15 protein-coding genes are annotated in these 14043 nt (G+C 40.0%); 12 read left to right on the plus strand and 3 right to left on the minus strand.

Annotated elements, in window-relative coordinates; genetic code table 11:
• The first annotated feature begins 58 nt into the window (after nt 1–58).
• Both G8761_RS01005 and G8761_RS01010 read left to right on the plus strand, forming a co-directional pair.
• The gene (locus G8761_RS01005) at nt 59–715 is read left to right on the plus strand and encodes a reverse transcriptase-like protein (RefSeq protein WP_166022774.1); all 657 of its coding nucleotides are present in this window, start codon (nt 59–61) and stop codon (nt 713–715) included.
• 18 nt (nt 716–733) lie between these two features.
• Complete coding sequence (locus tag G8761_RS01010; RefSeq protein ID WP_166022776.1) at nt 734–919, plus strand: zinc-finger domain-containing protein; 186 nt, start codon at nt 734–736, stop codon at nt 917–919.
• Between the two features lie 130 nt (nt 920–1049).
• On the opposite strand, the gene cspD is transcribed toward G8761_RS01010, so the two are convergent.
• A complete protein-coding gene (gene cspD, locus G8761_RS01015; protein WP_071459908.1) occupies nt 1050–1250 on the minus strand; it encodes a cold-shock protein CspD in 201 nt (66 codons plus the stop codon).
• 270 nt (nt 1251–1520) lie between these two features.
• Between cspD and G8761_RS01020 the strand changes: the two genes are divergently transcribed.
• The 3 genes from G8761_RS01020 (at nt 1521) to mntR (ending at nt 4798) form a co-directional block, all read left to right on the plus strand.
• Nucleotides 1521–1775, plus strand: coding sequence for a hypothetical protein (locus tag G8761_RS01020; protein ID WP_166022778.1), 255 nt, complete (start codon nt 1521–1523; stop codon nt 1773–1775).
• 209 nt (nt 1776–1984) lie between these two features.
• Nucleotides 1985–4168, plus strand: a complete 2184-nt coding sequence (locus G8761_RS01025) for a DNA topoisomerase III (protein ID WP_166022780.1) — start codon at nt 1985–1987, stop codon at nt 4166–4168.
• A 207-nt stretch (nt 4169–4375) separates the two neighbouring features.
• Entirely contained in the window at nt 4376–4798 is a 423-nt protein-coding gene (mntR, locus tag G8761_RS01030) for a transcriptional regulator MntR (protein WP_166022781.1), read from the plus strand.
• Nucleotides 4799–4840: 42 nt separating this feature from the next.
• On the opposite strand, the gene G8761_RS01035 is transcribed toward mntR, so the two are convergent.
• Nucleotides 4841–5053 (minus strand): DUF3892 domain-containing protein, encoded by a 213-nt coding sequence (locus G8761_RS01035; protein ID WP_166022782.1) that lies wholly within the window; start codon nt 5051–5053, stop codon nt 4841–4843.
• A gap of 134 nt (nt 5054–5187) precedes the next feature.
• On the opposite strand from G8761_RS01035, the gene G8761_RS01040 reads away from it, so the two are divergent.
• A complete protein-coding gene (locus G8761_RS01040; RefSeq protein ID WP_166022786.1) occupies nt 5188–5868 on the plus strand; it encodes a class I SAM-dependent methyltransferase in 681 nt (226 codons plus the stop codon).
• 40 nt (nt 5869–5908) lie between these two features.
• On the opposite strand, the gene metA is transcribed toward G8761_RS01040, so the two are convergent.
• Nucleotides 5909–6817, minus strand: a complete 909-nt coding sequence (metA, locus tag G8761_RS01045) for a homoserine O-acetyltransferase MetA (RefSeq protein ID WP_166022787.1) — start codon at nt 6815–6817, stop codon at nt 5909–5911.
• A 339-nt stretch (nt 6818–7156) separates the two neighbouring features.
• On the opposite strand from metA, the gene G8761_RS01050 reads away from it, so the two are divergent.
• The 6 genes from G8761_RS01050 to G8761_RS01075 all read left to right on the plus strand — a co-directional run bounded on the left by G8761_RS01050 (nt 7157) and on the right by G8761_RS01075 (nt 14010).
• Nucleotides 7157–8845, plus strand: a complete 1689-nt coding sequence (locus tag G8761_RS01050) for a formate--tetrahydrofolate ligase (protein WP_166022788.1) — start codon at nt 7157–7159, stop codon at nt 8843–8845.
• Between the two features lie 57 nt (nt 8846–8902).
• Nucleotides 8903–9430, plus strand: coding sequence for a hypothetical protein (locus G8761_RS01055; RefSeq protein WP_166022790.1), 528 nt, complete (start codon nt 8903–8905; stop codon nt 9428–9430).
• Nucleotides 9431–9448: 18 nt separating this feature from the next.
• Nucleotides 9449–9928 carry a glutathione peroxidase gene (locus G8761_RS01060; RefSeq protein WP_166022792.1) on the plus strand — a complete coding sequence of 160 codons (480 nt, stop codon included), beginning with the start codon at nt 9449–9451 and terminating at the stop codon, nt 9926–9928.
• Between the two features lie 540 nt (nt 9929–10468).
• Nucleotides 10469–11317: a DegV family protein gene (locus tag G8761_RS01065; RefSeq protein ID WP_166022794.1), complete on the plus strand. Its 849-nt coding sequence runs from the start codon at nt 10469–10471 to the stop codon at nt 11315–11317.
• A gap of 165 nt (nt 11318–11482) precedes the next feature.
• Nucleotides 11483–12130, plus strand: a complete 648-nt coding sequence (locus tag G8761_RS01070) for an HD domain-containing protein (protein WP_166022796.1) — start codon at nt 11483–11485, stop codon at nt 12128–12130.
• Entirely contained in the window at nt 12127–14010 is a 1884-nt protein-coding gene (locus G8761_RS01075) for an ABC-F family ATP-binding cassette domain-containing protein (protein WP_166022798.1), read from the plus strand. Before G8761_RS01070 ends, G8761_RS01075 begins: the two co-directional genes overlap by 4 nt.
• Nucleotides 14011–14043: the final 33 nt, after the last annotated feature.

Below are 14043 nucleotides of genomic sequence, written 5' to 3' on the forward strand. Positions count from 1 at the left end.
TTGGGTACTATAAAGGGTAAGCCCTTTTGGCAAAAAAATTTCGAAAGGCTGAAGTTCATTGAAATATAAAATGGAATGGAATTATAAATTAAAAGGTAATCAAAAAATTTTATTCTCATCTGATTTTCTTGAGGGTGAAACAGCGATTCAGGCTGGCGAGGAACTAGAAAAATCGGGTAAAGCGATTGATATAACTTTTTACGATGAAATTGGAACATCCTGGAACCTTAAAGAAATGAAAAAACTCCTGACAGAAATTGAGGATGATCCCCACGACCTTCTTGTTTATTTCGACGGAGGTTTTCAAAAAGAAACCAATAAGGCAGGTCTTGGTGCTGTGATCTTCTTTCGCCAAGGAAAGAAAAAATACCGTGTCCGGGCAAACCAGCTTATTGGTGAAATGGATACAAATAATGAAGCTGAATATGCAGCATTGTATTTTGCGCTTAGCATTCTTGAGGAAATGGATGTACGTAATCTCCCATGTGAATTTAGAGGGGACTCAGCGGTTGTACTGAAACAGCTTGAAGGGGAATGGCCTTGCTATGAGGAGGTATTAAATCGCTGGCTGGACAGGATTGAAGCAAAGTTAAGGCAGCTTGGTTTGGAACCGAAATACAGCCCCATCAATAGGAATGAAAACAAGGAAGCTGATAAGCTGGCAAGCCAGGCATTAGAGGGTAAAGAAATCTTCGGCAGAACACAGCTGCTATAGAAAGTTGGAGGGAAGACTGTGAAGGAAGCGGAAAGAAAAGTAGTTTTGGAAAACGTTGAATCGATCATTGGGATTTATTGTGACGGCTGCTTTTTGCATAGGCAGATTAAGCAGGAAAAGGGGCGCAGGCAGGCGCATCGTTTTTGCATCAGTCAATGTACAGTTGGGGAGAAATTGAAAGAATATGGTGGAAAACTATCGTAGTGGAATGAAAGCAGACGGACATCCCGTCAAAGATAATCAAAAAGCTGGTCGGAAACAAGAATTAATAAAAGGCCAGCAAAAACAATAAAAGGCTGGCATTTTGCCAGCCTTCCTATATTCGCTGTCTGAATTAAAGTTTCACAACGTTAGCAGCCTGAGGTCCACGGTTTCCTTCAACGATTTCAAAAGAAACTTCTTGGCCTTCTTCTAAAGACTTGAAGCCATCTCCTTGGATAGCAGAGAAGTGTACGAATACATCGTCGCCGCCTTCAACTTCGATAAAACCGAAACCTTTTTCATTGTTGAACCATTTTACTTTACCGTTTTGCATTTAACTTTTTCCTCCTATGCCTTTCAAGACACTATTTGTGCCCTAGGTGAATATTATCATAAAACGTTTTTTGTGCATTTTATGATGGTTATAATATACACCAAAATAATTTGGGCAGTCAAGAAATGTAAGCGTTTTTTTGCGAAAATTCATCTATATTATTAAAAGATTGCGAATATAAAAAATATGTTTATCTATGCAAGAACAAACATAAAAATCCACTCTGCTCATATCTTTTAATAATCATTTGAAAGAGTGAAGGGTGAGGAAATGTACCGTTTTTCTGTTGAGGGAGAGGATTGGATCTTAAGATTTTCACCAAATATTATAATAGAATCAGAGGAAAAACAGGCAATTATTATGTCGCTGCTTCATATAGGAGATCAGCTTGCTTCTTTTTCCCATGGTAAGGCTTTTATTATGTTTAACGAAAAAACTGGAGCGATTATTTTCGGGGTAGAAAGAATACCTTCCTTAATCCTTACCGTTTCAAACATTATTCCTAAAGAAAACTGGTACAAATAATGAATGGATGTGACCGGGAGCAGTCAGCAGCTGCCCCGTTTTTTTTTATTTTCTTAGGTACTTTCAGACGGTGTTACTTACATTTAATTTTTGCCTTTACTATTTTTAGAATACAGGTCTACAATGAACATGGACTCTTTAAAAGCATTTAAATAATAAAAGGTTATTTGGTGCATTTCTGCCAGGTTACCATAGATTGGAGCAAATACATGAAGCTGATTATTGCTGAGAAGCCTGATCAGGGCAAGACTCTTGCTTCTGTTTTCAAAACGAAAAAACATCCAGATTTTATTGAGATATTGCCTAATGATATTTTCAACGATGGAGCCTTTGTAACTTGGGCAATCGGACACTTATGCCAGCTTGTTTCTCCAGAGAAATACAAGCCTGAGTGGAAAAAGTGGACACTCGACAATCTGCCAATGATCCCCGAACAATTTGAATACGAGGTAACCAGAGACAAAGCAAAGCAATTTTCGACGATCAAGAAACTTGCTGGCGACCCGAGAGTAACTGAAATTATCCATGCCGGCGATGCAGGGCGGGAAGGCGAACTTATTATCCGGAATGTCTTACGTCTAGCCAAGTGTAATAAGCCAATGAAGAGGCTTTGGATTTCCTCACTTACTCCTAATTCCATTCGTGACGGTTTTAAAAATCTTTTAACTGACCAGGATACCCGAAATTTATATTATGAGGCATATACACGTGCCTGTTCAGATTGGATTGTTGGTATGAATGCCTCCAGATTGTACAGCCTTCTATTGCAGAAACAAGGATTTGCCGATGTTTTTTCTGTCGGAAGGGTGCAAACTCCTACCCTTGCATTAATTGTAAAAAGGGAGAGAGAAATAGAGAATTTCAAGTCTGAGCCATTTTGGGAGGTCCAGGCCAAATTTAAAATAAACGGGAAAAAGTATATAGGGAAATGGGAAAAGGATGGAGAAACCCGGATCAAGTCAAAGGAAATGGCTGAAAAGATTGCAGCCTTTTGCGTGGACAAGCCTGCTGCTGTAGCGAAGGTTCAGGCAGAAACGAAGGAATTTTTGCCGCCACTTCTTTATAACTTGTCCGCACTGCAGGCAGAAGCGAATAAACGATTCAAATTTCCGCCTAAAAAGACGCTTGATGTTCTTCAGAAGCTTTACCAGAAGGGGAATGTTTCTTATCCACGTTCGGATTCGAGGTTTGTGACAAAAGGTGAGGCTGAAACATTTCCTGATATTCTTAGAAAGCTGGGGGCTATTAAGGATTATGAAGGATTCTTCCCTTTACCCGTTCCGTCAATTGCCGGGAACAAAAGGTATGTTAATGATAAAAAGGTAACTGACCATTATGCCATCATCCCTACAGAGCAGATTCCTAATGTAGAAAAGCTGCCGCCAGATGAACGGAAATTATATGATTTAATCGCAACAAGCCTAATTGCGGCACATTACAACAAGGCGATAGCTCAATATACAACAGTTATCACAATGGTGGATGGCCGTGCCTCCTTTATCTCAAAAGGCAAAGTCCAAATCGAAGAGGGCTGGAGAAAGGTCCTTTCACTAAAGGAAAAGGATGAAGATCCTGCGCTGCCTTCTCTTTTAGAGGGTGAGGAAGGGATAACAGAAAAAGCGGAAGTTAAAGAAAGTCATACACAGCCGCCTAAACGGTATACTGAGGGCCAGCTAATAACTCTAATGAAAACAGCTGGAAAGCATATTGAGGACAAGGAATTGGAAAAGGTACTCAGTCACACTGAGGGCCTTGGTACCGAGGCAACAAGAGCAGGCATCATCACAATGCTCAAAGACCGCCTTTATATTGAAGTCAATAAAAATCTCGTGTACGCTACAGCAAAAGCGAAAATCCTAATTGATGCCATTGGCGGGCAAATTCTCGCTTCGCCTGAGATGACCGCGAAGTGGGAGAAAAAGCTTAAGGAAATTTCCGAAGGAGCTGCATCTCCAAAGAACTTCATGGAGCAGACTAATAAAATGGTCATCCATTTGATAACCTCAAGCAGCACTCATTCTACAGAGTGGGAGTTTTCCGAGGAAGATCGCAGCACCTTTACACCTGGAAAACAGAAGGGAAGAAAGTCCTTCACAAAGCTTGGGCCGTGCAAAAAATGTGATGGACAGGTTGTGGATAAAGGGAGTTTTTATGGCTGCAGCAATTATAAGAAAAATAACTGTAATTTTACTCTATCAAAAAGAATTCTTGGAAAAGCCATCACCCAGAGTAATATAAAAAAATTGCTATCTGAGGGTCAGACAGACTTGATTGAAGGCTTTAAAAATAAAGATAAAACTTTTAATGCTAAACTTGCGTGGGATGAACAGGCCGGTAAGGTGAATTTTGTATTCGAGGGAAAAAGCAATTTAAAGGCAGGAGCTAAAAGTTAGGTACAATATGGCTATTAGTAAGCAATGGCATCATAGGATAGAATAGCACCTTGTCTCTGTGAGGTTTATATAGTAAACTTTTAATGGTTTATTTTTAGCTAATCAGAATTTCTATCCATAAATTCTGAACGCATAAGAAAAACTAGGGCATTCGCAAATAGGACTTGCGAATACCAAGTTTTTCTAAAAGAAACGGGAGGGTACGGGATGCCGACGCCTAGCATGGAAGATTACATTGAACAAATATATATATTAATCGAAGATAAGGGCTATGCCCGAGTCTCGGATATAGCTGAAGCACTGTCGGTGCATCCGTCCTCAGTAACTAAGATGGTTCAAAAGCTTGATAAAGATGAATATCTTGTATATGAAAAGTACAGGGGTCTGGTACTTACTCCAAAAGGAAAAAAGATAGGAAAGCGTCTTGTTTACCGTCATGAACTGCTCGAACAGCTTCTTAAAATTATCGGTGTAAAAGATGAAAATATTTATAAAGATGTTGAAGGTATCGAGCACCATCTAAGCTGGGATTCTATTGACAGAATCGGTGATTTGGTTCAGTTTTTTGAGGAAGATCCAGCAAGGGCTGAGGCATTAAAAATAATTTCAAAACAAAACGAAGAACAGTAATTATAGCATAGAAAAGGGTGTCTCAATAAAAGAGGCACCCTTTTAATATATTTCCGGCAGCTGATCAAAAGAATTATCTGCCGATGGTACAAGAGAAAGATTTCCCATTGAATCAACAGTACTTTCTACTCCTTCGAAAACACCATTTTTTGCGTCCTCCATTGCTTTCCGGTATGAAATAATTCGGCCTTCCGAGGTTGCAAAGCTTATAATATCACCGAAGTAATTTCGGTGAAGGGCAATAATTTTTTCCATATAGCAACACCTCCTGTTTTTTAGTTTTGCACGTTCTTTATATTTGTAAACAAAGGTTTTTTCATAAGTTCTGAAGAAGTAGTTAATAAATCTATAGCTTATCATATTCAATAAATTGAAAAGGGTGGTTGTTTTTGGGAAACTTTAATTGGAAAGAAGAAGCGGAAAAACAATGGAATGAAATGGCTCAGAGCTGGCACTCTAAAAGCAGAGAAATGTGGGAAACAGGGAGCCGAAAGGATATCCTGCCATTTTTTCAAAGCCAGATATCTGTGGGTTCAAAAGTTGCGGACCTTGGCTGTGGTGATGGTTTTGCGTCTGTAAAGCTTGCAAGTTTGGGCTATAACGTGACAGGTGCAGATGTTTCAGAGGAAATGCTTCAAAAAGCAAAAACACGCTCCGGCAAACTTGTCGAATGGGTTCAAAGTGATATTTCCAATCTTCCTTTTGATAACAATTCATTTGACGGGCTGCTGGCAATAAATTCTCTGGAGTGGACCGAAAATCCACTGCTGGTTTTAAAAGAGATTCATAGAATTCTGAAAAAACGCGGATATGCATGCATCGGTCTATTGGGTCCAACAGCTATGCCAAGAAACAACAGCTATTCACGCCTTTACGGAGAAAAAGTTATTTGCAATACTATGATGCCATGGGAGTTAGACAGGCTGGCAAGCGAAAATGGATTTACAAAGATTGATGAAATAGGGGTCTATAAAAAAGGAACAGATCATTTTCCAGTTGATTCTTTACCGCTCAATTTAAAGCAATCCTTGTCTTTCATGTGGGTTTTTATGCTTCAGAAAAACGAATAAAGCAAAAAGCTGTACCACTCATCGAGGGGCACAGCTTCTTTTATTTCCAAGTATATGGTGTTTGTTGGTATACATAATAATTTAACCAGTTAGAGAAAAGGAGAAATCCGTGAGAACGCCAACTGTTAACCGGTGACTGGGCGGGGTCATCCTGTGGAAAATAATGCTCCGGAATTTTTATATCCAGTCCCTTTTGTAAATCCCGCTCATATTCCCAGGCCAGCGTTCCTGCCTCATACTCAAGATGGCCGGTTATCATGATATGTCTTCCATCTTTTGAGGCAATAATAAGAGCACCAGCCTCAGTAGAGGAGGCAAGCAGTTTGAGAGCCGGATGGCTTACTATCTCCTCAGAAGAAACATCTGTGTTGCGTGAATGGGGAGCAAAAAAGAAATCATCAAACCCCATCATCAACCTTTCATTTGGTTCATGGACATTGTGGGAATATACTCCTGAGCATTTACTTGGAAGAGTCATTTTTCCAATTCCATAATGATAATGGAGTGCTGCCTGGGCACCCCAGCAAATGTGCAGTGTAGATGTAACATTGGTTTTTGACCATTCCATTATTTCAGTCAATTCTGGCCAATAGCCAACATCTTCGAACTCCATCAGCTCGACAGGAGCGCCTGTAATAATAAGACCATCAAATTTTTGGCCTTTTATGTCCGAAAAGCTTTTGTAAAATAAATCGAGATGATCCCTGCTCGTATTCCTTGATTGATATGTATCTGTTTTTAAAAAGGTAACATTCACCTGTAGAGGAGTGTTACCAAGAACACGCAATAGCTGTGTCTCAGTTGTTTCCTTAATGGGCATTAGATTTAAAATAAGGATGTTAAGAGGCCTGATATCCTGTGTAAAGGCTCTTTCATCATCCATCACAAAGATATTTTCCTTCTCCAATGTCTCCCTGGCAGGGAGAAGTTTTGGTATGTTAATAGGCATTTTCGTTCCCCCTTTTTATTTAATAAGAATTTATATCCAATCATTCCGAACGCCAAAGTGAAACTATGGTTCTGCTTTCACCTAAAAGCTCGGCAGTCTCCTAGTTTTCTTTAGCAGGTAGGGACCATAACATTCAGCTGGCAACTTCTATTTGGCAGCTTTAATCCTGCATTGTACTAAATTTTCTTAAAAAACGTTCAACACAATTATAACGGTTTTTTCTTTTGGAACAATAAAATTTGAACAAAAATTTCATATTTATCTTCCTCTCTATGGACCAGTGATTTGGTACAATGAAAATGAATAATATTCTTTTCAGAGGGGAATTGGGGGATTGTTATGACAATGAAAACAGAATTTAAATCTGATATTGAAATTGCACAGCAGGCAACAATGAAGCCAATTAAGGAAATAGCGGCAAAAATAGGATTAACTGAAGATGACCTTGAATTATATGGTAAATATAAAGCAAAAATATCAAATGAAGCATTAGCTAAACTAAAAACAAAAGTGAGCGGAAAAATTATTCTAGTAACATCCATCAATCCCACTCCTGCAGGTGAAGGCAAATCAACCGTCACAGTTGGCCTTGCAGATGCTTTTAACCGTATCGGTAAAAATGCCATGATTGCCATGCGTGAACCTTCCCTAGGGCCAACAATGGGCATTAAAGGCGGAGCTACTGGAGGAGGCTTCTCACAGGTCCTGCCAATGGAGGATATCAATCTTCATTTTACAGGCGATCTCCATGCCATTACCACAGCAAATAATGCTCTTGCTGCACTCCTTGATAACCATATGCAGCAGGGAAATGAGCTGCAAATCGACCAGCGCCGAATCGTTTGGAAAAGGGCTGTTGATTTAAATGACAGGGCATTAAGAAAAGTGATTATCGGTTTGGGCGGCCCGCTTCAAGGCGTGCCCCGGGAAGATGGCTTTGATATTACAGTAGCCTCTGAAATCATGGCCGTACTATGCCTTGCAAATGATCTTAGGGATTTGAAACTGAGGCTTTCAAGAATGGTTGTTGCTTATAATTATCAAAAAGAGCCTGTTACAGTGAGTGACCTCGGAGTTGAGGGCGCTCTTGCACTTCTGTTAAAGGACGCTGTTAAACCAAACCTTGTTCAAACTATTGAGCATACACCTGCTTTAATTCATGGCGGTCCGTTTGCAAACATTGCCCATGGCTGTAATAGTGTGATAGCTACACAAGCCGCTTCAAAACTCGCGGATTATGTTATTACAGAAGGCGGCTTTGGCGCAGACCTTGGGGCCGAAAAATTTCTTCATATTAAATCTAGAAGTGCCGGAATCAAACCGGAGGCTGTGGTTATTGTAGCTACAATCCGTGCATTGAAAATGCATGGCGGAGTAGCAAAAACTGAGCTAGGAAATGAGAATGTAGAAGCTCTGATTAAAGGCTTTGCCAATCTGAAAAAACATATTGAAACGATTCAGAGTTTCGGACTTCCAACGGTAGTTGCAATCAACCGTTTTACAGCAGACACTGACCTTGAGGTTCAGAATCTTCTAGAATTATGTTCAAAGGAAAATATCCCTGTCGCTCTCACAGAAGTTTGGGAAAAAGGCGGCGCTGGTGGAGTAGCGCTTGCCGAACTTCTTTTAAAGGTTATTGATGAAAGTGAAAACAACTTCCATCCACTATATGAATTGTCTGACTCAATTGAAGAAAAAGTAAAAACAATTGTTCAAAAGGTTTACGGAGGAGAAGGAGTAGAGTTTTCTCCAAAAGCCAAGAAACAGCTTATTGATTTTGAAAAGTTTGGCTGGTCAGATCTTCCGATTTGTATGGCAAAATCACAGTACTCCTTGTCTGATGATCCTTCTAAGCTTGGGCGTCCAGTTGATTTTACTGTAACAATAAGGGAATTCAAGCCTTCAATTGGTGCAGGGTTTTTGGTAGCCTTGACAGGAGAAGTGATGACAATGCCAGGCCTGCCAAAGAAACCAGCCGCATTAAATATGGATGTAGATGAAGAAGGAAATGCCATAGGCCTATTTTAAAATGTTCAGCTTCAGCGCCACTAATGGGCGCTGAAGCTTTTCTAAGAGGTGAAGTGAATGTTCGACCCAACGGCTTTCGATAATATGAAAGTGGTTTTGGAAGGTGCTTTATATGATAAGGATTTGGATAAACAAATAGTAATCACTGATCGAAATGATATTGTAAATCTTGCAAAGCTATCCAGATCTTTTGATGTAATGTTTCGGCTCACTGATGCAGAAGAATCCCATGCTCGGATTGTGCTGGATGCCAGGCTTCGAAATTTGGCATCTGAGCTTCTTCCTGGCCACTTTTCAAGTGGTGAAGAAGGCTGCACAGTGAAGCTGGAATTTACCTTTATTCATAAGAACGATCCTGATTATTATTCAACTATGGCTGAGTTGTTCAAGCGAATATGGGGAAAAGATAGGAAAATCAGTCAAACCGTTACCAGCAGCCCTTTTGAAAAAAACGATACTATATCCAATACAATAACAGTCCAATTTGATAGAATCATTACAGAGGATCAAATGGATGATCTAGTGGATATGATTGATTACATGATGGTTACGCTCAGAGAAGCAAGGGAGCTAATCATAAGGTAGCAGAAATGGAGGGTTGATATGTCGGTTTATTCTTTTAGGGCCAAAACCATCTCAGGGAAAGAAGTTTCCATGGAGGAGTACAATGGCAGAGTGCTTTTGATTGTAAACACTGCAAGCAAATGCGGATTTACACCACAGTATCAGGAACTGCAGGAACTGTATGAAAAATATAAAGACCGGGGTTTTTCTGTTTTAGGTTTCCCGTGCAACCAATTTATGAATCAGGAGCCGGGTACCGAGGAAGAAATAGAATCTTTCTGCCAAGTTAACTATGGTGTTACATTTCCAATGTTTGAAAAAGTGGATGTAAACGGCAAGGATGCTCACCCTTTATTTGTTTATTTGACTGAGAATGCTCCGGGCCTTCTTGGAATTAAGGCAGTTAAATGGAATTTTACTAAATTCTTAGTCGATTCAAATGGAAATGTCATAAAACGGTTTGCCCCCGCTACAAAACCGAAAGATATTATTCCGGATATTGAGGCTTTGTTGAAATAACTTAATTTTGTAAAAGTAAATTAAAGGGGTAACTAACTAAAATTCTTTGTAGTGCTCCAGTATGTCTAAACCATAATAATACACTTGGGTGATATTCCAAGTGTATTATTTATGTGCAGACTAAATCGAATATTTTATAATTTACTTTTTGTTAAAAACCCGTTAGAGTTGGAATTAAAGACTGAATCTTCAGGAAAGTTAATAAAACTTAGCATGTTTAAGGTGAAGATGAATTTGACACTATGTAATTGGAACGGAAGGTGCGAGACTCCTCGAAAATCCTCTATTATCCTTAATATTGCGTTCGGATAATTTCTTGCGATTTAAATTCCAGGATGTTTTCCTTGTGCTTTATCTTCTCCTTCGTGCAGTGTTCGTAAATGCAAGTTCAACGTGCAGCGGGAAAAATGGTGTAAAGGAGACCCCGCAGGCGCAATGGCGGCGTGAAGCTCACGAATCCCCCGCCGAAAGCGAGCGCCTAGCGCAGAAATGAAAAAGCAAATATTTAACAGATCTATAACTTATAAAAGGGGAGATCAGATGAAAAAGATTGCATGGGTAACCGACAGCACTGCTTTTTTAGATGATGAGTTAAAAAACAATCGTGATTTATATAGCATTCCTTTAACTGTTTTATTAGATGGAGAAGAATTCTTAGATGGTATTGACCTCACCTCGGAACAGCTTTTTGAAAGGCTTAAACAATTAAATTCCCCTCCCAAAACATCACAGCCGTCTATTGGAGCCTTTCAGGAATTGTATGAGAAACTCTCGAAAGAATATGAAGAGATTGTATCCGTTCTTCTTTCTTCCAAACTGAGCGGAACATTTTCATCAAGTGAACAGGCTGCACAGCTTGTGGATATCCCAATAACTTCAATTGATTCCAAAATTCTCGCATATCCCTTATCTGTTCTTCTTAAAAGAGCCATCGAGACAGCGTCTTCTGGTAAAACCATTGAAGAAGTAAGGGCAGACGTGGAAAATATAAGAGACTCCAATGAAACGTATGTTGTGGTAGGAAGTCTGGAACAGCTGCACCGCAGCGGTAGGATGTCTGGTGTCCAGTTTTATCTAGGAAGCATGTTAAAAGTGAAACCAATAATATCGATTGCAGACGGAGTCCTCGAGGTAAAGGAAAAGGCAAGAGGAGACAAGAAGGCAAAGGAAAAAATGATAGAATATCTTCGCTCCTCTTACGAAAAGAATCATTTCAAAGAGGCTTATATATTATATGGCCTTCATTTAGAATCTGCTGAAGAATGGAAAAACGAGCTTCAGGAGGAATTTCCGGATCTCCATTTTTACTGCTGCCCACTTGGTGCAACAATAGGAGTCCATGCCGGAGAGAATACGCTAGGAATTAGCTGGTATAACCAACTGAAATAAAGTGCCTTTGAGCACTTTTTTCTTTTGGCTTTTTCATGGAATAGAGCAGTACCGGGCCAAAGCTGTTACAACGATAACTTAAATGGCTTGGCAATGGCTGAGGTTTCCTTAGAATAATACTTCCTTTTTTGGTAAAATAGCATGGATGGAAAGCGGGGAATTAGAATGAATAAAGAAATGATCAAACATACAGAAGACTTTGTCCGTAGTGAGCTCGGGGAAGACCCGACCGGACATGATTGGTTTCATATTGAACGTGTGCGCTGTAATGCGCTTTATATATGTGAAAAAGAAGGAACGGGGGATCCATTTATTATTGAATTGGCAGCCCTGCTACATGATATACCGGATGAAAAACTAAATGAAAGTGCTGAAAAGGGCACACAAAAATTAAACGCTTTTTTGAATAAGTTAGAATTGCCGGCTGATTCACGAGATCGGATAAAAGAAATTATAGATTCAATCTCTTTTAAAGGGGGCCGGAAGATGGAGCTTCCATCCATGGAAGCCAAGATTGTCCAGGATGCGGATCGTCTTGATGCCATTGGAGCTATTGGAATTGCCAGAGCTTTTGCCTATGGCGGGAAAAAAGGGCAGCAAATATACAACCCAGAAATTTTAACAAGAGATAAAATGACGGAGCAGGAATATCGAAAAGGCAAATCAACCTCCATCAACCATTTCTATGAAAAGCTGTTAAAATTGAAAGATTTAATGAATACAGAAACAGCCAGGAACATGGCCGATGAACGCCAAAATGTGATGGAAACCTTTTTGAGTCAATTTTATAAGGAATGGAATGGTCAACAATGAAAATGCTCACTGCAGAAAATTTATTAAAAACCTATGGTGAAAAGGAGCTGTTTAGGAACATTTCCTTCACTATTGGAGAAAAAGAACGGGTGGGCCTGATTGGCGTCAATGGTACAGGGAAATCTTCCTTGCTTAAAATTGTCGCCGGTATCGATGTGCCAGATGATGGCGAGATTATTACAGCTAAGGATTATACGATTGCGTATTTGGAACAAAATCCTGATTTTGAGACAGACGAGACGGTTCTTGAACAGGTTTTCAGAGGAAATTCTCCGATTCTAAAATTGATGAGGGAATACGAAAAGGCCTTAATCAATTTAAACCAGTCACCAGAAGATAATAGACTGCAGGAATCCTTATTTGAATATCAAAAGCAAATGGATGCTCTTAATGCATGGGATGCAAGTACAAATGCCAAAACCGTTTTAATGAAACTTGGTATTGAAAACTTTGGCCAAAGAGTGGGAGAGCTTTCAGGGGGGCAGAAAAAGCGTGTCGCCCTGGCCCAGGTTCTGATTGAGTCTCCGGATTTACTCATTTTGGATGAACCAACAAACCATCTTGATTTTGACACTGTAAAATGGCTTGAGGAGTATTTGGGTCGCTATAATGGTGCGCTCCTTTTGGTTACCCACGACCGTTATTTCCTCGATAGGGTTACGAACAGGATATTTGAACTTGATGGAGGAAATTTGTACACCTATAAAGGGAATTACGCAGCGTTTTTGGAAGCAAAGGCTGTCCGTGAAGAAAATGAGGCAGCTACCCTGGATAAAAGAAAAAATTTATTCAGAAGAGAATTGGAATGGATCCGCAGAGGCGCAAAAGCACGGTCCACGAAACAAAAGGCCCGTATACAGCGTTTTGAAAGTCTTGAAGAACAGGTGGCAGGTGGCAGGTCCTCTGAAAAGCTGGATATTTCCCTAAATGGAAGCAGACTAGGGAAACAGGTATTCGAACTAAAAGATGCCTCTAAAACCTACGGTGAAAAAACCATTCTCAGCCATTTTAATTTCCTCGTAAAACCTGGCGACAGATTTGGCATCATTGGCCGTAATGGTACGGGGAAATCCACGCTGCTAAATATTCTGGCTAAAAAGATTTCCCTGGATAAAGGGGAATATCAAATGGGGCAGACAGTAAAAATCGCTTACTATACCCAAGAGAGCGAAGATATGGATGGAAATAAGCGGATGATTGAATATATCAAGGAAACTGCAGAGGTGGTTGAAACCTCTGATGGTAAAACAATATCAGCCGCTCAGATGCTTGAACGTTTTCTATTTCCTTCATTTTCTCATGGGACACCTATTCGTAAGCTTTCCGGCGGAGAAAAACGCCGTTTGTACCTGCTGAAAATATTGATGACGGCTCCAAATGTTCTTTTACTGGACGAGCCGACAAATGATCTTGATACACAAACCCTTACGGTCCTTGAAGACTATCTGGAGGATTTTCCGGGTGTAGTTATCACTGTTTCCCATGACCGCTATTTTCTTGATAAAGTAGCTGAACAGCTTCTCATTTTAGAAGGACATGGATTGATCAATACCTTCTATGGTAATTATTCTGAGTACCTGGAAAAAGTAACCGAAGCTGCATCGGTTAAAGCGCAGTCGGCAGCACCCGTACAAGCCAAGTCTCCTGAACGGGAAAAAAAGAAAAGAATGAATTATAATGAAACGCGTGAATGGGACTCAATTGACGGGGAAATTGAAAAAACAGAAAACCTCCTGAAAGAGGTTGCTTCCGAGATGGAGAGAATCGGAAGTGATTTTTCAAAAGGGCAAGAGTTAATGAAAAAGGAAGCCGAATTGAACGAAAAGCTTGAATACCTGATTGAAAGATGGAGCTATTTGTCAGAACTGGCAGAACAATAAGAAAAGCGCAAGCCCTGAAGCTAGTCAATAAGA

Origin of the sequence: Neobacillus terrae, assembly GCF_011393025.1 — a bacterium.
In the GTDB taxonomy this organism is placed as follows: domain Bacteria; phylum Bacillota; class Bacilli; order Bacillales; family Cytobacillaceae; genus Neobacillus_A; species Neobacillus_A terrae.

What these genes read in the sequence shown, in the direction of transcription:
- cspD (WP_071459908.1), bottom strand. Translation starts at nt 1,250, where the DNA reads ATGCAAAACGGTAAAGTAAAATGGTTCAACAATGAAAAAGGTTTCGGT.
- G8761_RS01020 (WP_166022778.1), top strand. Translation starts at nt 1,521, where the DNA reads ATGTACCGTTTTTCTGTTGAGGGAGAGGATTGGATCTTAAGATTTTCA.
- G8761_RS01025 (WP_166022780.1), top strand. Translation starts at nt 1,985, where the DNA reads ATGAAGCTGATTATTGCTGAGAAGCCTGATCAGGGCAAGACTCTTGCT.
- mntR (WP_166022781.1), top strand. Translation starts at nt 4,376, where the DNA reads ATGCCGACGCCTAGCATGGAAGATTACATTGAACAAATATATATATTA.
- G8761_RS01035 (WP_166022782.1), bottom strand. Translation starts at nt 5,053, where the DNA reads ATGGAAAAAATTATTGCCCTTCACCGAAATTACTTCGGTGATATTATA.
- metA (WP_166022787.1), bottom strand. Translation starts at nt 6,817, where the DNA reads ATGCCTATTAACATACCAAAACTTCTCCCTGCCAGGGAGACATTGGAG.
- G8761_RS01050 (WP_166022788.1), top strand. Translation starts at nt 7,157, where the DNA reads ATGACAATGAAAACAGAATTTAAATCTGATATTGAAATTGCACAGCAG.
- G8761_RS01055 (WP_166022790.1), top strand. Translation starts at nt 8,903, where the DNA reads ATGTTCGACCCAACGGCTTTCGATAATATGAAAGTGGTTTTGGAAGGT.
- G8761_RS01060 (WP_166022792.1), top strand. Translation starts at nt 9,449, where the DNA reads ATGTCGGTTTATTCTTTTAGGGCCAAAACCATCTCAGGGAAAGAAGTT.
- G8761_RS01065 (WP_166022794.1), top strand. Translation starts at nt 10,469, where the DNA reads ATGAAAAAGATTGCATGGGTAACCGACAGCACTGCTTTTTTAGATGAT.
- G8761_RS01070 (WP_166022796.1), top strand. Translation starts at nt 11,483, where the DNA reads ATGAATAAAGAAATGATCAAACATACAGAAGACTTTGTCCGTAGTGAG.
- G8761_RS01075 (WP_166022798.1), top strand. Translation starts at nt 12,127, where the DNA reads ATGAAAATGCTCACTGCAGAAAATTTATTAAAAACCTATGGTGAAAAG.